The organism is Paenibacillus marchantiae, assembly GCF_028771845.1.
In the GTDB taxonomy this organism is placed as follows: Bacteria; Bacillota; Bacilli; order Paenibacillales; family Paenibacillaceae; genus Paenibacillus; species Paenibacillus marchantiae.
Map to the genome: position 1 here is coordinate 4,845,108 of NZ_CP118270.1, position 17,807 is coordinate 4,862,914.

At 39.9% G+C, this 17,807-nt stretch carries 18 protein-coding genes; 3 read left to right on the forward strand and 15 right to left on the reverse strand.

Going from position 1 to position 17,807, the window contains the following annotated elements; translation table 11 throughout:
* Nucleotides 1-190: 190 nt before the first annotated feature.
* Together PTQ21_RS21915 and PTQ21_RS21920 are read right to left on the reverse strand one after the other, a co-directional pair.
* A complete protein-coding gene (locus PTQ21_RS21915; protein WP_274567131.1) occupies nt 191-1,165 on the reverse strand; it encodes a phosphotransferase enzyme family protein in 975 nt (324 codons plus the stop codon).
* 313 nt (nt 1,166-1,478) lie between these two features.
* Nucleotides 1,479-2,060 (reverse strand): LOG family protein, encoded by a 582-nt coding sequence (locus tag PTQ21_RS21920; protein WP_063567475.1) that lies wholly within the window; start codon nt 2,058-2,060, stop codon nt 1,479-1,481.
* A gap of 147 nt (nt 2,061-2,207) precedes the next feature.
* Between PTQ21_RS21920 and PTQ21_RS21925 the strand changes: the two genes are divergently transcribed.
* The gene (locus tag PTQ21_RS21925; RefSeq protein WP_274567133.1) at nt 2,208-3,095 is read left to right on the forward strand and encodes a helix-turn-helix transcriptional regulator; all 888 of its coding nucleotides are present in this window, start codon (nt 2,208-2,210) and stop codon (nt 3,093-3,095) included.
* A 190-nt stretch (nt 3,096-3,285) separates the two neighbouring features.
* Here the strand turns inward: PTQ21_RS21925 and PTQ21_RS21930 are convergent, their stop codons facing one another.
* The 6 genes from PTQ21_RS21930 to PTQ21_RS21955 all read right to left on the reverse strand — a co-directional run bounded on the left by PTQ21_RS21930 (nt 3,286) and on the right by PTQ21_RS21955 (nt 9,820).
* A complete protein-coding gene (locus PTQ21_RS21930; RefSeq protein ID WP_274567135.1) occupies nt 3,286-5,217 on the reverse strand; it encodes a fructose-1,6-bisphosphatase in 1,932 nt (643 codons plus the stop codon).
* A gap of 485 nt (nt 5,218-5,702) precedes the next feature.
* The gene (locus PTQ21_RS21935; protein ID WP_274567136.1) at nt 5,703-6,440 is read right to left on the reverse strand and encodes a hypothetical protein; all 738 of its coding nucleotides are present in this window, start codon (nt 6,438-6,440) and stop codon (nt 5,703-5,705) included.
* Nucleotides 6,441-6,814: 374 nt separating this feature from the next.
* Complete coding sequence (locus tag PTQ21_RS21940; protein WP_162842462.1) at nt 6,815-6,961, reverse strand: hypothetical protein; 147 nt, start codon at nt 6,959-6,961, stop codon at nt 6,815-6,817.
* Nucleotides 6,962-7,280: 319 nt separating this feature from the next.
* Nucleotides 7,281-7,946, reverse strand: coding sequence for a type 1 glutamine amidotransferase family protein (locus PTQ21_RS21945; protein WP_274567137.1), 666 nt, complete (start codon nt 7,944-7,946; stop codon nt 7,281-7,283).
* 297 nt (nt 7,947-8,243) lie between these two features.
* A complete protein-coding gene (locus tag PTQ21_RS21950; protein ID WP_072733020.1) occupies nt 8,244-8,648 on the reverse strand; it encodes a GNAT family N-acetyltransferase in 405 nt (134 codons plus the stop codon).
* Between the two features lie 263 nt (nt 8,649-8,911).
* Entirely contained in the window at nt 8,912-9,820 is a 909-nt protein-coding gene (locus PTQ21_RS21955) for a LysR family transcriptional regulator (RefSeq protein WP_072733022.1), read from the reverse strand.
* 143 nt (nt 9,821-9,963) lie between these two features.
* Between PTQ21_RS21955 and PTQ21_RS21960 the strand changes: the two genes are divergently transcribed.
* Entirely contained in the window at nt 9,964-10,983 is a 1,020-nt protein-coding gene (locus PTQ21_RS21960) for an alpha/beta fold hydrolase (protein ID WP_072733023.1), read from the forward strand.
* Between the two features lie 557 nt (nt 10,984-11,540).
* Here the strand turns inward: PTQ21_RS21960 and PTQ21_RS21965 are convergent.
* Genes PTQ21_RS21965 through PTQ21_RS21985 form a run of 5 tightly spaced genes read right to left on the reverse strand, consistent with a single transcriptional unit; the run spans nt 11,541 to nt 15,503 of the window.
* Entirely contained in the window at nt 11,541-12,506 is a 966-nt protein-coding gene (locus PTQ21_RS21965) for a zinc-binding alcohol dehydrogenase family protein (RefSeq protein WP_072733024.1), read from the reverse strand.
* A gap of 6 nt (nt 12,507-12,512) precedes the next feature.
* Entirely contained in the window at nt 12,513-13,139 is a 627-nt protein-coding gene (locus PTQ21_RS21970; RefSeq protein ID WP_064637842.1) for an ABC transporter permease, read from the reverse strand.
* On the reverse strand, nt 13,136-13,936 hold the full coding sequence (locus PTQ21_RS21975) for an ABC transporter ATP-binding protein (protein WP_256336225.1): 801 nt from the start codon (nt 13,934-13,936) through the stop codon (nt 13,136-13,138). Before PTQ21_RS21975 ends, PTQ21_RS21970 begins: the two co-directional genes overlap by 4 nt.
* Complete coding sequence (locus PTQ21_RS21980; protein ID WP_063567486.1) at nt 13,920-14,834, reverse strand: glycine betaine ABC transporter substrate-binding protein; 915 nt, start codon at nt 14,832-14,834, stop codon at nt 13,920-13,922. The genes PTQ21_RS21975 and PTQ21_RS21980 overlap by 17 nt, the downstream gene beginning before the upstream one ends.
* 9 nt (nt 14,835-14,843) lie before the next feature.
* Nucleotides 14,844-15,503 (reverse strand): ABC transporter permease, encoded by a 660-nt coding sequence (locus tag PTQ21_RS21985; protein WP_139295620.1) that lies wholly within the window; start codon nt 15,501-15,503, stop codon nt 14,844-14,846.
* 128 nt (nt 15,504-15,631) lie between these two features.
* On the opposite strand from PTQ21_RS21985, the gene PTQ21_RS21990 reads away from it, so the two are divergent.
* A complete protein-coding gene (locus PTQ21_RS21990) occupies nt 15,632-15,982 on the forward strand; it encodes a winged helix-turn-helix transcriptional regulator (protein WP_063567488.1) in 351 nt (116 codons plus the stop codon).
* Between the two features lie 311 nt (nt 15,983-16,293).
* On the opposite strand, the gene PTQ21_RS21995 is transcribed toward PTQ21_RS21990, so the two are convergent.
* Nucleotides 16,294-16,422, reverse strand: coding sequence for a sporulation protein YjcZ (locus tag PTQ21_RS21995; protein WP_082935059.1), 129 nt, complete (start codon nt 16,420-16,422; stop codon nt 16,294-16,296).
* Nucleotides 16,423-16,999: 577 nt separating this feature from the next.
* Entirely contained in the window at nt 17,000-17,617 is a 618-nt protein-coding gene (locus PTQ21_RS22000; protein ID WP_063567489.1) for a TetR/AcrR family transcriptional regulator, read from the reverse strand.
* Nucleotides 17,618-17,807 lie beyond the last annotated feature (190 nt).

Consider the following 17,807-nt stretch of genomic DNA (forward strand, 5'->3'; position numbering starts at 1 on the left):
TGCATACCAGTTCATTTAAAGTTAATAAGAGACATTCTTCTTGCTGAGAATCTATAACTCTTAGGTTCTATGCTGTTAATTAGAATCACACTTATTACGGTTTCTCCGTGCTGTCTGTAACGGCAACTTTAAAGGCCATCCTTTATGGGATGGCCCTTCCTTTTCTGGCTTTGTTAAAGTATCGAACCCGTTAACACAAAAAGTCCATATCAATATAGGGAGTGTTATTTAACAAATTTTCATAGTAGAAGCGTCGGGCTTGCTCATCCCATTCGCTCCAATCAGGAGCGTTAAAATCTCTGCTTCTATAGAACGCGGCTAATACTCTAGCTTGCCTTAGATTAATAAATAATGGGATTTTGTTTAACCAACTTTGACTCACAGTATTTTCCTTACAATAGCCGTTTAAAAAGTTGCAATAGTAACGCTTTGCAATCTCCCTCCTTACATCTCCAGACACAACCCACGGAATAGGAATTTCATAAAGTAATGGTGTAGCAATATCAGAAACAAACCAGCTATATTCCGCATCGTCATAGTCAATAATAATAGCTTTGTCCCCATCATTAAGATAATTTCCAGGGCTGATATCCCCATGAATAAGACCGTACGTATCTTTTTCCTTGGGTAGAGCGCTAACTTCAGTAATTAAACGATCAAAGTTATCGTGTAATTCTAACGGACAGTACTTCTTGAATGAGGCTAATAGGGCATTATCATTCCATTCAAAGCGTGAATATTGGGACGAATAATGAAGTGAAAACTTATGTATTTTCCCGACCATTTGACCGATATTCTCATAAAACGTATTGCTCTCCTCGGCTATTACTGCATTTCTGCCGGGTGCTTTCTCAAAAGCTGTCACAACAAAGGACTCGTCAATGATATGAATAAAATCCCCGGATAAAGACTGAATGGGCCTCGCTACTTTCATTCCTCGTTCAGCCAGGAACATGATATAATCTAGTTCCGCTCTTGTTAATAATTCATTTCGATGTGTGACATGGGCAATTCTTAAAATAACTTCTCGATCTCCAATAACCCCGGAATAAACGAAATTTTGAAACCCATTTAATTCGAAAATGGAGTCTTCACGTATTCCAAAACATTGCGCGGACTGTCTCAATATATCTTGTGTGTATAGTCGTTTAATCTTTTTATCCATATTTAACCTCACCCCTTTACTTTTATGGTAACAAAAGGTGCTGATAGAAAATATACTGAATTTGATTCAGAATCAAACTCTACACAAAAAGCCACATCGGAAAGCTCGATGTGACTTACAAGTGAATCTATTTTTTAGAGTAAATGATTTTCTTGATGCTTTCGTAGGAAAGACCGATTTTTGTGCAATTTTTCAGGGGGGTCGGGACATACCATACAAACAACCGCCGTTGTATATAGAAAAGACTTTGCATGGAGCAAATTGTGGATTTCCCCATCAGTTGAAACCCTCGATCCCTCACACGCATAGTTAATCAAGTACGTTTTTCCGTGAGATACGTTCTGACAGGAGGAGCAGTATACATTGAAAATTGATTAAGTATCCCTTCCGGAGTTTGATCTATTAAGACCATATCCCGAACGTTCGGTTGCATGAAACGTTCTCGGTCCATAACATTAAACATGGATACAATGGGATCGAAGTACTGATTAACATTCAATAAACCACAAGGCTTTTGATGCAGGCCAAGCTGGCCCCAAGTAAATATCTCAAAATATTCTTCCAACGTCCCTGGCCCCCCCGGGAGTGAAATAAATCCATCTGCTAATTCAGCCATTTTGGCTTTACGTTCATGCATAGAATCGACCATAATAAGTTCAGTCAAACCTTTATGCGCAATCTCACGAGTCTGTAAAAAATGAGGAAGCACTCCAATTACACGGCCCCCTTTTTCCAACACTGCATCAGCAACTTCTCCCATGAGCCCAGTAATAGCACCTCCGTAAATCAGGGTGATTTCTCGTCTGGCTAGTTCATGACCCAGTTCTATTGCAGCCTCTTTGTATATTGCAGACTTTCCTTCTTTGGAACCACAGAATACAGCGATTGATTTCATAGATACATTTTCTCCATTTCTTTTGTTAACTGCTTCATACTTACTATATATTACAGGTGAAACTATGACATCTTTATGTCATAATTAGATTAAAAATTTTGGGGGATCTCCATGAAAATTGAAAGGATTCTATCGATAGTGTTACTTTTGTTAGAACGTAAAAAAGTGAGTTCCTCTGAATTAGCGAAAATGTTTGAGGTCACTCCTCGTACTATCTTTCGAGATATCGAAACTATTACCAAAGCCGGAATTCCAATCACCTCTGCCCCTGGTGTGAATGGGGGCTTCAGTATTATGGAACGTTACAAATTTGAGAAGAAGATCTTTACTCAAGCGGAGATACTAGTTTTAATACTTGGATTAAACAGTATCCATTCGACTGTTTCTAGCGACGAAGTATTGAATGCCATTGCTAAAGTGAAATCTTTGATCTCGGAAGATGAAAATCGACTGGTAGATAAACTAATAGCAATAGATCCTTCACCTTGGTTCGGAAGTACTCATGTCAAACCACCTGAATTGGGGCAAATTCGAACCGCAATTGAAGAGGACCGCTTAATTACATTTGAATATCTAGATCCTTTTGAAGGTATGACTCCTTTGGAACTCACCATTGAGCCTTGCCGATTAGTATTGAAGAATTCAGTGTGGTATATGCAAGGATTTTGTACAGAAAAAGGGGGGTTCCGAATGTTTAAGGTTTCCCGCATTTCTTCTCTTGTTACTCACCATGATACATTTAGGAAAAGACAAATCGAAGACGAGGTTTTAGATATTACGGAGAAAGAAATCATTCATTTAACTCTGCTTTTTGACCAATCACTTATTCCTTATATGAGCGAGTACTGTGGAGAGAACAACATTCGCTTATATGAAGGTGCTAAGTGGATAGCAAAGTTCCCCTTCATTCCAAATGACCATGGATATACTCATTTACTTAGCTTTGGGGACAAATGCGAATGTATCGAGCCTGAACATGTAAGAAGCGAGTTAACCAAACGAATTGAGGGTATTCACAAAATCTATTCCACTTAAAAAAACGCATCGATTTCTTCCATCGGCACCTTTATTACGCCTTTCAATATCCCCTGCCTCGTGTTAAATCGCTCTGTAAAAAAAGAAAGGCTCGCACAGGCAGGGTATTATTACTTCCCTGCCCAATACGAGCGTCTACGTCAAATTGCACTCAAACGGTTGATCCGGGTGTGTACTTTTAGCAATCGTTTCATTTCATGTAGCGATACTCTAGTAGATCCTTCAAATTTGAGATTTTCTGCAGAAGCTTCTCCCCGACATTGGTTTCCCTCACCAGCTTCCGCTCCAGTTCTTTGTCCACTAATCTTTTTACAGATAACACGTCTATTCCGTTACATAACACATCTTCTTTTGAATTAAATTTCTTATGGGCGACGAGCTGCATGCCAAAGGAATTGTACAACAAGGTGTATCCGGCAATGCCCGTTGTGGATTGATAGGCTTTGGAAAAACCGCCGTCAATCACGATCATTTTTCCGTTTGCTTTAACAGGGTTCTCTCCACGAATTTCTTTGACTGGCGTGTGGCCGTTAATGACATGTCCATGGTCCGGATTCAAATCAAACTCCAGCAAGATTTTTCGACAGGTCTCTTCATTTTCACGTAAATGGTAGTAAGGATTCTTTCTCTCCTTATGTGCTTCTTTATCTTGGATAAAATACCGTTCAAAAGTGGTCATTTCTCTCTTTCCAAAGAGCGAGGAACATTCCCCTGTCCAGATGTACCATACCATATCCGTCGCCAGATCTTCTGTCTCTTCCGGGTGCGCATAGGCGTAACGCAAATAATCTTCAAAAACATCAAGCAATTGACGGCCTGCATATGTCTTGTCTTCAATCTGCATTTCTTCCATATTTCCTTCTTCATCCAAAGGAATACAGCCGTGGATTAACAAATTCCCGTTGTATTTTAAATAAAGGCTTCCCTTTTTCATGAGAAAATTCATATGTCTGGCCAGCTTTTCGGAATGCTGAACGGAGAACAGAAGCTTTTCCATCACCTGGCGTTCTTCCTCCAGCAATTGTTCAGGATTCTGCGGATTTACTGTTGCGAAACAGGTGTTTTCCAGCAGGTACGTTTTACCACAGATATTAATTTCATTTTTCTCGTAATCAATCTGCTCCAGCAAAAGTCTTTCAGACATATTAAAGTATGGACGTCTCTTGATAATCGGGATTTCAAGTTTAAACTGGATCATGGCAATGGCTTGGTGAATTTTGGTGATCTGCAGAATTTCCTGCTCCGATACGTTATGGCCAGCCTGTAGCTTAGGTCTGAAGGGCGAATTGTCTTCATAGTATTTCTCCGCCAAGTTTAGCAGTGGGCGTAGATTGATTCCGTATACATCTTCAATAATGTCCAGATTGTCGTATCTGGCGCAGATCCGGATAATATTCGCAAGGCAGACCAGAGAACCCGCGTAGGCACCAATCCAGAGGACATCATGGTTCCCCCACTGAATGTCTACAGAATGGTAGTTGATTAACGTATCCATAATTTTATCGGGGTCCGGCCCCCGGTCATAGATATCTCCAACCACATGAAGATGGTCAACCACCAGGCGCTGGGTTGTATAAGCAAGGCCGATAATGAGCTTGTCCGCCTGGCCCAAGGATATAATTTGCCGATATATTTCCTCATAATAAGGATCCTTATTGTTGGTCGAATCCGTCTTGTATAGAAGCTCTTCTACAATATATACATACTGCTCCGGCAGAGCTTTACGCAATTTCGAGCGCGTATACTTGGAAGAGGCATAAGAAATAAGCTTAAGCATTTGTTCAATCGTTTGTCTATACCACTGGTTCAAAGCCTGTTTATTGCACAGTTCCCCTATAACCAGCTGTATTTTTTCTTCCGGATAATAAACCAACGCCGCAAAATCATTGATTTCTTGATCCGTCCAAACCTCCCGGAATATTTCTTTGATTTTCTCTTTGACGGTACCCGAACCGTTTCTTAGTACATGCTGAAAAGCCTGGAACTCCCCATGCAAATCACTGACAAAATGCTCGGTTCCCTTCGGGAGATTGGAGATCGCTTCAAGATTGATGATCTCTGTTATAATTTTTTCTTCCGTATCATATTTCTGGGCCAATAAATCTAGAAACTGCTCATCCAAAACAGATGTCCCCCTTCAAGGAAGTTATGTGGCATTAATTTTACAGGAAATTTCAAAGGACAACCCTTTTGAACCATAGCTAAAAAGAAAAACATTGGGTTTTTGCTAACTCGTTACCTGTATGGTTAACAATAAATATAAAATTATTTATATGGTGATTATCAGAATTGCCTTCCCACATCATACTCCAGTTTCTCATATATGAACAAATTTCATTAAAGGGATGTATTTTGGAGTTGCTCATTTAAGTCCACTGACTCACGTGTTATCCCGTTGCTTAAAACTTTTGAAAACAGGATTAGGAAGGAAGCGAGAATATGAACAACCATTCGTTAAAGGGATTAGCTCCTTGGCTTGGGACACGAACTTGCACCGATAACATAAAAAAAGCCGCTAAAATAGCGACTTCAATGGGACTATGTTCTTGTCCCCCGACAGCAGTGCAGTCTCCCTGCCCCCCATCGCGTTGCAGATTCCTTAATAATTTATTTTGCTTTCTCTAGATTTATTGAAACCATCCCATCATTATCTTCATCAATTAAAGCAACTTCAGAATCAGATATCCATTTAAGCTCACCTAGATGTCTAGCATATGCAAATTCATCTGGAAATTCTGAAATTACTTTTTCTAACAGTATTTGTGTCCCGTCTCGGTGCATAATAGAAAGATATATATCCATGCTTTCTACATTGTGTTGACAAATAACCTTAGCACTGTAGTTCTTTTTAGGACTCTTGATCACTTTCTTCCAGACCCACTCATTTACATACCCTAACTCTTCAATTTTCAGGGCAATCTCTTTAAATGGTGTAACATCCCAATTTTTATCCAAAACCAGTTTTTCTATTCCATTCATAAGCAGTTGGAGCGTCGTTCTTTTTTTCTCCGTCTCACTTTTTACGCTGAAGTCATCCAAATTAAATTTGATTTGTACTATACAGACTCCTGAATCATTAATAATCCTCTCATCCGAAATATTTTCAACGCAATCCACAAGAATTTTCCAACAATCTTTCGTTTTTTGTTTTCCGAATAAACGTTCAAACATAGCAGTTATACAGCGCGTCTCCAATCTAAATGAACGCCGTTTCGATATCCAATCTAACTCGTAATCCTTTTTTGTAGCATCGTCATATTCACAATTTTCTTCTTTCATTATTGATTCAACATTTTCATCATCAATTATATAAGGTAAATCTAGATCAAATGCTTTTAGATACAATACGCTCATCTCCCTCTATTTTCCCCATGGAGTTCTTGTTGATGTCTACTCATTGTATTGCCTTTTTTCCATAGTCTCATAGCATTCGCTTTCTCCCAATTGAGGGCTTCCCAGCCTGGTTGGTTTTTACTACTTTTGCTTCGTATTTTATGCTTCCTTCATTTTTATTCCATCTAAAAATCGGTCACACAAAAAAACCGTCGATCTCATTTTTAGATTAACGACCGTTTTTTGGAGCATTTTATGTAATGTTTTTGTCACCCTACAATTTATTTTTCTATTCTTACTCCATCTAGGTCTACATTTTTTTCAATGCATAATGATAATGAAAAAACCTCAGCTGAGTTAACCAAGCTGAGGTAAATAAATTAACTTTATTTAATAACTTCAACCTTTTTATCCCCTGCTGACTTCGCTACATCAAACGTTGTTTGACCTTGAAGAGCGACTATTACGCCAGTAGCCAGCATAGAAACGATTAAAGCTGCGCTGAGGGCTTTGGAAATTTTCTTCTTGACCATAACTACACCTCCTCCGATATCTATTATGTAATAAGGACTTCACTAAATAATTACAATATTTCACTTTTTATGTTGGGTAATCCACCTGGTGATTGTATTATAACGTACTGACAATGATTGTAAAAGGGATTTTTTCCTTGTATTCAAATAAAATAAAGTATTAGACTCGGGCTATTCAACTAAAGTTTCCCGCTAGTTCAATAAAATGAGCAGATAGCATCCTCCGAGCATAGAGAGGAGATCTGAGCTGATTCACTGTAAGCCTTGATTTTATACATAAAAGGAATTAATTCTGTTAGTTCACGGCCACTCACCCTAATTAGAGCGTCTCAACTAATTTCTGAATCTTTGAGTGGGAAATTAAATATACAGGACCCATTATGTCTTTTTTGCCGTCCTTTACACGTATAGCGCTCTCCTGCTCTGCCGCGTAAACATCAATCTCTTCAGACAAGGGTAACAGGTAGCCTTGAACAAACGTGGCGTAGTCGCGTTGAGAATGAGATTCATAGGCAAAATGATCAAAGCCAATACCATCATAAATAGTACTTGTTTCAACTTCATCAGTGTTATTCAAGCTTAACCATTTTGCAGCCATGTTTAACGCACCGGCGCTGGCACCCATTATAACGGCATTGCTGTTCTTAATAACATTCGATAACTCATATTCGGCCAAAAAATCGTTCTGCAAAGCAGGATATCCACCGCACAAAAAAATGACAGAAGCATTTTGAATGAATCGCCGGGCATCTTCCTTCTGCATGCGGTAATCAATGAAATGATATTCATCAAAAATAATATTAGCCTGCTTCAACCATGTCCATTCAGAAACATCATCAAAGTTAATTTGCTCACCTGTATAACCAGACGGATCAGCGCTAATCATAACAAGCGATTTTCTGTCTGTTATATCCTCATGCAACAATTTGACCAGCTTCTCTGGAAAGAAATCATTAAACCAACTGAGATAGTAGTGAGATTTCAAACTTAATTACCTCCATATGTACTATTTACATTCTTCCATTCTTAACGATAAAACATATTATACACGCTAGAAAGACAAACGGTTTTTCAGCCATTTCGTTTACACACCATTGTACACTTTCGCTAAATCTAACACTATATTACCATAACATGGAATTGCATTATGAGAAATATGTTTCCACGTTAACCTGCTGATAGCTTAATGAGACATCATCACTCTAATATAATATTCCCGTTCTCTGATCATTTTGATGCCTTCTTCTTAGTTTTATTGAGCTAACGTTCCCCGTTAGTTCACTCATATCAACTCTGAGATAAACATTGGTGTAGCTCCATCCTCTGTATTAAAACCCAATTTATTATAGAAATCCACTGCATAAGGATAAGAAATTAATACTTTTGTTTTACACCCTTTATATCTATCAAGCATTATATTCATCATTTCCTTACCTATACCTATACTCTGATAACTCGGATTAATAAGCATATAATGAAAATATACCGTTAAAACACCATCTGACAAAGCATTTATTAAACCAACAAGCTTTCCTCCCTCCCAAGCGGTAACAATTGAATGAGACCCTCCGATTGCTTGTAAAAGCTCGTTTGGATACTTGCCAGACTCCCATCCTACCGAAAGAAATAACTCCTGGAGTGCATCCTTAGTGATATCCTCTTTGCTTGAATCGTAATAAATACTCACACCTATAACTTCCTTTCATAAAACTAACTACGGCTCAACATCTGTTTTAAACTCCCATATTTCGATGGTTTTACAACCCGTACGAAGCCATAAAATATTACCGACAAAGCAGTTTCGGATTTATCAAAGTGAATGATCACTTTATTTACCTCAATATACTATTAAAAATATGTAGAGAAAATGGATTAACTGAAGTGGAATTTGGATTTGTTTACATTAAAGAATTCATCAGAATACTTCTTGATGCCTCTTTTATACATAGGCTATATGGTTTTATTCTCATTCTGTAAACGAAAAACATCCCTTGCTGCTTCAATGAAAGATAACATGATTGGTGAAAGCCACTTGTCTTTATGCCACAACATCTGTGTATACACGTGCAAATCCGGAATTTCCCATGGAAGGACAACAAGTTCTCCGCGTTCAATTTCAGCTTCCACGACGATTTCAGGAAGAAAGGCAATACCGATTCCAGAAATCGCACATTTTTTAATGGCTTCAGCACTTTGAAACTCTAAATACGTAATGCTATCAACGCCTTCTTTCTCGAATGACCGGTCAAACATCGTTCGATATGGACAACCCTTCTCATTGGTCAGGAACACTTCTTCATGAAAATCTTCCAATTGCAGCACAGTTCGTTTGGCGAGCGGGTGATCTGGAGCAGCTAACAATCTGAAATGTTCTTCCAGCAGCGGTTCCACGGAAAGTCCACTCGAGCGAATGGGTTCATCCAACATATAAACAATATCCGTGGTTCCCTCAAAAAGCGTTTGCTTGAGCTCTTGATTTGGAACTGAGCGAAAGATCAGACGAACTCCCGGATGTTGCGAACGAAACCGTTGAAAGACAGGCGGAAGCCGATAGGAGCAAATAACCTCATTGGCACTTATCGTTAGGGTGCCACTTAGATTTTCATTGTCATGAACAGCACTACGAGCTTCCTCCAATTTGTCAAGAACGCCTTGGGCGTGTGTTAAAAAGCGTTTACCCGCAGTTGTGAGCGCGAGTTGCTTGCCCAGCCGATCAAAGAGGCGAACACCTAGCTCATCTTCCAATGCTTTAATTTGCATCGTGACGTTGGAAGGAACGTAGCTCAGCACTTCTGCTGCCCGCGTGAAATTTAATGTTGTTGCAACCGTACAAAACGTATTCAGTTGACGCAATTCCATCCGATGCTCCCCCTTCATCTTTCAATTATATTGAATACTATCTTGAATTCTATTCACTTTTATTGATGGTATCATGGCTCTATACTGAGCACAAGAGATCACAGTGACATGTGGTTTTTCATTTTGAAGGGAGCGACCATACGATGGACTATGAAATTTTTAATTTGGGTGATGCAATCTTACAATCAGGAGTGACGTTACCAAACGCTTTTCTTGCTTATAAAACGTACGGAAAATTAAATGGACAGAAAGATAATGTTATCGTCTATCCAACGGCTTTTGGGGATCAGCATGTTCAAAATGAATGGCTAATTGGCAGCGGGATGGCATTGGATCCAGAGAAATATTTTATTATCGTTCCAAATTTGCTGGGCAATGGACTATCTTCATCTCCCAGTAACACACCTCATCCATTCGATGGAGCTCATTATCCACAGGTAACCATCTATGACAACGTTAGATTTCAGCAGCAACTGCTGACCGAGAAATTCGGCATTCAAAAGATTGCTCTCGTCGTAGGGTGGTCCATGGGCGGCATTCAGGCATTTCAATGGGGTGCAAGTTATCCAGAGATGGTCGAACGAATTGCACCTTTCGGGGGAATCGCCAAACCTTGGCCTCACACATATGTAGTTCTGGAAGGTGTAAAAGCTTCCCTGCTATCTGCAGTCCGCTTCGACTCAAGTAAACTAAACCAATTGACTTCTACTGACATGCGCGCCGTTGGCCGGGTCTATGCAGGATGGGGACTATCGCATGCGTTTTATAGAGAGGAGCTTTATCGTGAGATGGGATTTGACACATTGGAGGATTTTGTAGCTGGTGTCTGGGAAGAGAGCTTTATGAATATGGATCCGCACAATGTTCTGTCCATGTTATGGACAGGCCAACATGCAGATATTAGTGCCAACCCTTCCTATAACGGAGACTTTGATAAAGCACTTCAGAGCATAAAAGCTCTTGCCTGTATCATGCCGGGGAGCACGGATCTCTTCTGCACAGCGGACGACAATGAATACGAAGCTGAGCGCATACCCAACGCTACCTTTAACCCAATACAATCGAAATGGGGCCATTTTGCCGGTCGTGGAATCAACAGTGCCGATAATCAATTTATTGATGACAATCTGAAGCAATTGTTGTCACATAGCGCAAAAGAATAGATCGTTACCTGTATTGGATGTCTGTCAGGCATAACAAGATCCCTATTCTTTAGCCGGTATATTTCTCTCATGAATTAACAACCTAATCTAACGTATTTGAGGTCACCAGAACCTACTGGTTCGACCTCTTCTTTTTTTTCTGTGTTTTTACTAGCTTTAACGAATTAAATGAAGTCTGAAGTTCTAGTTTTTATCCACATTGAATGATGTTACGTTTTGTAAACAAAGAGACTGTAACATGTCTTAAATCTTGTAAGTCAACCTTACTTTTTTTATCGTTCGCATACTTGAAGTATGTGACAAAATTCAATTAACCTTCCTATGAATAGGAACAAGCTCTTGTCCTCGGACAATTTTTTCTTCAGTTGTCATTTTAGTGGCCACGTTGTTCATTGCATAGTATTGCCATTCCTCCCTAATAGTTGAGGTTCCATCCGTTGCAATAACCACTTGATATCCATAATCCGCACCATCTCTGGGTTCAAATCAATAATTAATAATGCTGTTTTTTTAGGATTGAAATTCATTTTTATTCTTCCTTTTCTTTTAGGCACATCCTATTCATTCGTGATTACAATTTTGCCATTTGCTGAGTTACTCTCCATTAACAGATGAGCCTCTGCTATTGCTTCTAGTTTGAACACTTTAGCAATGGGCGGAATAAGTGCATGGTCCTTTATATGATTAAATAGATCGACCAGCACCGTTTCTTTAATAACTTCACTTGTAAAAGCCGTAAAGAAAACACCTGTTGGTATATCAATCAATGGTTCGAAGGAATCGAGGGTCCATTCATTGCCTAATATGCCTGACATACATAAGATTCCTCGTTCTGAGACCAATTTCAAAGATTCCTTCAAGGTCACCGTCCCGATCAATTCCAACACTTTGTTCACTCCATTTGGAGCAATTTCAACTACTTTATTCGTAAAATGTTCATCATCAAGTAATGCGAGGTCCGCACCCGCCTGCTGAAGATATGTCAGCTTTCCGCTGTCACGAGTGGTCGATATAACGGTGGCTCCTACACTTTTGGCAAGCTGGAGGGCAGCCAGACCAACGGAACTGGTCCCGCCTCGAATGAGAAGCACTTCTCCTTTAGTTAATTGAAGACTTTCAAATAAAGATGCATATGCCGTGTAATACATTTCTGGAATGGCAGCGAGCGTAGTCCACTCCATTCCACCAGGAATGAGATACACCTGCTCTGAAGGAATCAAAACATACTCGGCATAGCTTCCATCAAATTCTCGCCCCAACCCTCCCATCAGAGAAGCGACATGCTGTCCTTTTTGGAAAGTGCTGTCCGATGCGTCCTCGATCTCCCCCACACACTCAATACCAATGATCCGTGGAAATTGAACGGATGGTGAATGCCCCTGCCTTGTATACATTTCCGAGCGGTTAATGCCCAATGCTCTGATCTTGATTAATACCCAGCCTGGTTTAACTTCGGGAATGGGAGCCTCCCGTACTTTTAGTTCTTCAGGTGCACAGGCACCTTCCAGTACAACTGCTTTCATCAAAATTCATCTCCCCGCTCCGATGTAGATTCGTTTTTCCAACTGAATGAATAATGTATTTGTCGCCAAGGCAAGTCCTGCGGACAGGATGCTTCCCCACAGAATTTTATCGATATTCATGGTGCGTAAACCATCATATAAGATCGTTCCTAACCCGCCAGCATTGATGAATGCAGCAATGGTCGCCATGCCAATCGTAGATACGGAGGCAAGTCGCAGTCCTGTAAAAAGGGTTTGAATCGCCAAGGGTACCCGAATCTGAATCAATATTTGCATACGACTCATGCCCAGCCCGGTAGCTGCCTCAATAATAGGTTGTTCCACATGATTCAAACCTGCGATAAAGTGGCGCAGAAGAATGTATTGATTATATAGAATCAGCACGATGATTGCCGTCGTTGTACCCAGTCCCGTCACAGGAATCATGATGGTGAACAAAGCCAGGCTGGGGATGGAATACAAAATGGAAAAAACATAAATGAAAATGCGTGACACCCAGTCGGAAGTCAGGATTACGATGGTTAGAAGCACGGCGACAATAATTGAGATCACCATGGTTATGACAAGTATCTCCACATGCTCGAACAGTGCGCTTCCCCACTTATCTGGATGTTTGATGGCATAATCGATCATTCTAAGGCCTCCCAGAAACGTTCTTGCTCCCTTGAAGATTGAATAAGCGACGCTACGAATTCATCTGCAGGATGATTAACGATTTCTTTAGGCGTGTCAAACTGGCACACTTTCCCTTGATTCATAATTATGACCCGGGTGCCCAACTTGAACGCTTCATTAATGTCATGTGTGACGAACAGGAAGGTTTTATTCGACCCTCCATGAATTTTCAATAATTCATCCTGTAAATGTAGACGGGTAATCGCGTCCAAAGCACCAAAAGGCTCGTCCAGAAGCATGATCGCAGGATTGGTCGCTAAAGCTCGGGCGAGTCCAATTCGCTGTTGTTGCCCTCCCGATAATTGTGAAGGATAGCGATGTTCATACGTCCGAGGGTCCAGTCCCACCAGATGCAGTAGTTCGGAGACCCTCTCCTCGATTTTCTCTTTATCCCATTTCAACAGACGAGGTACGGTAGCGATATTTTTCGCGATGGTCATATGTGGGAACAACCCAACCTGCTGAATGACGTAACCGATTCTTCTTCTTAGCATCACGGGATCTATGGATACAATGTCTTCTCCAAACAGCTTAATGTTCCCCTGAGAAGGTTCGTACAAACGGTTTACCATTTTCAAAAGCGTCGTTTTTCCAGATCCAGAGGAGCCCAGTATGGTAATAAACTCCCCTTCTTCAATAGACAAATTGACATGATTCACTGCGTATTCATTGGATTTTGAATATGTTTTGCACACATTATGAAATTTGATGGCTGGTGGCCCCATGTTACCACTACGTTTATTGGATGGATTCATAGAAGGCTTTTGCGACGTCTTCATATTCTTCTTGATCGACATCAACTTTGGCATTAAGTGCCGTGATCGTGTCTGTGTCCAGTGCCGAACTGATCTTATTGATGACTTCAGCAATATCTGGATGTGCAGACAGTACTTCATCACGGATGACAGGAGCCAAGTTATAAGGGGGCCATACTTGTTTGTCATCTTCCAATAGGATGTACTGATCTTTATTTACGAGTTGTCCTTCCGTCGTATATGCAGGTGCAACATCTGCCTCATTATTTTTAAGCACTTCATATTTCAAACTATTGTCGTAGACTTTGGAGGACTTCCAGTTTAGTTTGCCATATACTTTCTCCAATGCTGGAATACCGTCCGCACGCTGATCCACTTCTCCTTGAGAGGCAAATCGAAGCTCGGTTGCATGCTTCTGTAAATCAGTAATCGTCTTAATTCCCCATTGTTCCGAGGCTTCTGCACGTATGACGAGCCCTGCTCCATCATTGGCTTTAGAATAGTCGAGCCAGGTCAAATTGAATTGCTTTTTGTATTCTTCCTTCACTTTGGCATATACTTCATCCGGATCAGTCAACAACTCCAGCTTCAGGATGGCTAACAAACCGGTGCCTGTGTATTCCGGATACATATCAATATCTTGATTCACAATGGAAGAATGGATCACAGATCCCGCAATGTTAGGTACACGCTCTACTTGGTAGCCGGCATCCTCCAAGGCCAAGGCGTAAAGTTCTCCCACAATCAGATTTTCAGTGAAATCTTTGGTGCCGATTCGAATCGATGTCTCTTTATTTTCCGAAGGCTGATTTTTTTGCTCACCACAGGCGCTCAACAGGAGCGATAATACGATGATAAGTGAAGTTATGATATAGATTTTTTTCTTTTTGTTTTTCATGTCGTTTTCCTACCTTTGCAAAAATTGATATCGAAATAACATTCGTTCGGATATATCAAGCAAGACTCCGATTAAGATGGCCAATATCGCCACAGATCCCCCGCCAATTAGAAGCAAATCGATTCGATTAAGTCCTAGACCGGTGAAAATGATCTCACCGAATCCACCAGCTCCGATCTTGGCAGCCAAGGTGGCACTGGCGATAATTTCAATGGCAGCTGTTTTGATTCCTGTCAGAATGAGTGGTGCAGCAAGAGGGAACTTGATCTTCCACATCATTTGACGATCAGACATCCCCGCCCCTTTAGCAGATTCAAGAACAGATAGAGGAATATGATTCAAACCGGAAATGGTATTCATCAATATGGGAGGTACCCCCAATAAGATTAAAGCAACCAATGCTGGCTTCATGCCAGTGCCCATCAACGGAATTAATAGGAGTAAAACAGCCAGGCTAGGCACAACCCGCAGAATCTGAATCAGCGATACAATCCACTTTTCCGAGCGTTTGTATGTGATGGTCAGATATCCCAGTGTAATTCCGATCCATGCAGAACAAAGCAATGCCAGTAAACTGACCTCTATATGCTCTCTCCCCAGAGCGAAGAAAGCACTCCAATTGTCTGAGAAATAGGTTGCCAATTGCATTCCCAAGCTTTCTTGCAACATGTTCCCTCCTTTCATTCAAGTTGCTTTTCCCTCGACAGCTTTATAATATAAGCATTATAATCGTTTTGAAAGTAGGCACCTTTTTATTAGATAGGAACCAAAAAGTAACTATTGGAGGATTAGCTTAAATGTTTACCAAAAAAGAGTTGCCTGAATGCCCTGTAGCAACAACTGTCGGTTTGATAGGTAATAAATGGAAATTACTTATCATGAGAGATCTTCTGAAAGGAACCCAACGGTTCGGTGAGCTTCGCAAAAGTATTCCGGAAATTAGCCAAAAGGTATTGACCGAAAATTTGCGTTCCATGGAAGGAGACGGTATCGTCATTCGTACCGTCTATGCGGAGGTACCGCCCAGAGTCGAATACAGCTTGAGCGATTTAGGTAATACGCTGAGACCCATCATTAGTGTGATGGAAACATGGGGAATGGATTATAAAAAGCTCAATGAGGATACTTCGACCGATACAGACGAATAGGATTACGGATAGTAGAAAAATGAGCGAATCCATGTTCAGGATGCGCTCGTTTTTTGGTGAGTCCTTTTGTGAAATTGTAAAAGTGTTCATGCTTCCTAACTAAAGGTATAAAAAGCAGGTTTTATAAGCACCTCCGCTGAGGAAAAAAGATTAGATAGATATCTAATCGGTAATGGGAACATGTTCTTACCCATTCCGGCAATCGTTATAATTCATTTCTCCAATTATCCGGGTTAGTTTTTAGCCTTTACTTGGTTCTATGTAAAAATCCGCCAAGGAAATGTAGCGGAAATTTTTTAAAGCTTACTATATTAAACTAAGAATGCTTTAGAAATGATGACTAACAGGATGAAGAGTACCAATATTGCACCTGTGCTACTATAACCTCCACCAAACCCTCCGATACTTCCATTGCCATACTCATATCCAACTTCACTCATATTTCTTCCCCCTCATTTTCGATATATATTAAGCTATTCAGAAATGTTTAATTTGACACGGCTAAAATGAAAGGTTTCTACAAGAGAGTTTAGTTCAATCTCTGTGTTGTTATCTTATTCACGAGATATGTTAGAACAAGAGTATCACCCTTTTTCAATTCGACAAACAAAAACACCGCCAAAGCGAGGTTTTGGAATACCAATGAAGAAAAAAAGGTGTTACTTTAAGATATGCTAATAAAAATAAGATGTGAATAATAATTGTCAATATTTTCCTTCAATTACATCTTCTTATCTTACAAACTCAAGAAAAGTTCCATCAGAGTTTCTATAACCTTTCCAATCCTCTTTCGGCACAAGTTATTTCTCGAAATCTTTATACTGACGGCTCCCGACAATGGGAACGAACGTAATTGCGCAGCTCTGTCAGAACGGCCATTTCGTAATAATGCCGGTTTTTCGTTCCTCCATCATCGTAGACGTGCTTTTGCCAACGGTTTGAAATGAAATTTAGCGGTCATTTAATAAACACAAGGCCGTTTTCGGCGTTCTCTACAATGAATGATTTTGTGCTGAATTATTTTTTTAAACCAGCTGCATAGAATGGACCATTAACTGATATGGTCGTTAGGATACGAGCCATTTCTTGAGGAGTTTCTTTCGTACCACTTTCCAACCATTGCTGAATTACCCCTATTATTGCAGTCCCCATATAAGCAGCTAAATATTGTCCTGGAACAAGAAGATTTTCTTCTTTTACAAATGAGTTTGGATTATTTCCATAGAGTGTTTCCCACATAAATTGTTTCAATCTTGTTTGAAATGTTAAATCCCCGTTTGGACCTAACACAGCTTTCATAAATCCACCATTCAAATTTAAATACTCAAATATTGAAACGGTTAAGGAAAATGGAATTAACTTTTCAGAGTCACTTTCAAGTGCGGCAATAACACTTGGATAGTTTTGTTTTGTAATTCTGGACATATCAAGCATAATTTCTTCCTCACATTTAGTCATTAAATCAAATTTGTCTTGATAGTGAGCATAAAACGTACCTCTATTAATGTTCGCCTTCGTTGTTATGTCTTTAACCGTAATTGCTTTAAAACCTTTTTCATTTATTAGTTCAACTAGTGCTTGTCGAATGGATTCTTTTGTCCGAATGACACGTAAATCAGGGTTAATATTGCGCAAGTAAATTCCTCCTTAATTTTATCCAACACAATCATTAAAGGTGTTCCGTAACCAACACATTTGGCATTTTTAATTATTGAACATAGACTTCTCCAATTTTATAATTCGAAGTGTAATAAACAACAGGTTGTTCGTTTATTATAACTTATCATCTGGGAGGGGATACAGGCAAAATTAAAACGAATATAAA

Bases quoted from the DNA above. Each gene is read 5' to 3' on its own strand.
- PTQ21_RS21915 (WP_274567131.1), bottom strand. From the start codon at position 1,165: ATGGATAAAAAGATTAAACGACTATACACACAAGATATATTGAGACAG.
- PTQ21_RS21920 (WP_063567475.1), bottom strand. From the start codon at position 2,060: ATGAAATCAATCGCTGTATTCTGTGGTTCCAAAGAAGGAAAGTCTGCA.
- PTQ21_RS21940 (WP_162842462.1), bottom strand. From the start codon at position 6,961: ATGGTCAAGAAGAAAATTTCCAAAGCCCTCAGCGCAGCTTTAATCGTT.
- PTQ21_RS21955 (WP_072733022.1), bottom strand. From the start codon at position 9,820: ATGGAATTGCGTCAACTGAATACGTTTTGTACGGTTGCAACAACATTA.
- PTQ21_RS21960 (WP_072733023.1), top strand. From the start codon at position 9,964: ATGGACTATGAAATTTTTAATTTGGGTGATGCAATCTTACAATCAGGA.
- PTQ21_RS21965 (WP_072733024.1), bottom strand. From the start codon at position 12,506: ATGAAAGCAGTTGTACTGGAAGGTGCCTGTGCACCTGAAGAACTAAAA.
- PTQ21_RS21970 (WP_064637842.1), bottom strand. From the start codon at position 13,139: ATGATCGATTATGCCATCAAACATCCAGATAAGTGGGGAAGCGCACTG.
- PTQ21_RS21975 (WP_256336225.1), bottom strand. From the start codon at position 13,936: ATGAATCCATCCAATAAACGTAGTGGTAACATGGGGCCACCAGCCATC.
- PTQ21_RS21980 (WP_063567486.1), bottom strand. From the start codon at position 14,834: ATGAAAAACAAAAAGAAAAAAATCTATATCATAACTTCACTTATCATC.
- PTQ21_RS21985 (WP_139295620.1), bottom strand. From the start codon at position 15,503: ATGTTGCAAGAAAGCTTGGGAATGCAATTGGCAACCTATTTCTCAGAC.
- PTQ21_RS21990 (WP_063567488.1), top strand. From the start codon at position 15,632: ATGTTTACCAAAAAAGAGTTGCCTGAATGCCCTGTAGCAACAACTGTC.
- PTQ21_RS21995 (WP_082935059.1), bottom strand. From the start codon at position 16,422: ATGAGTGAAGTTGGATATGAGTATGGCAATGGAAGTATCGGAGGGTTT.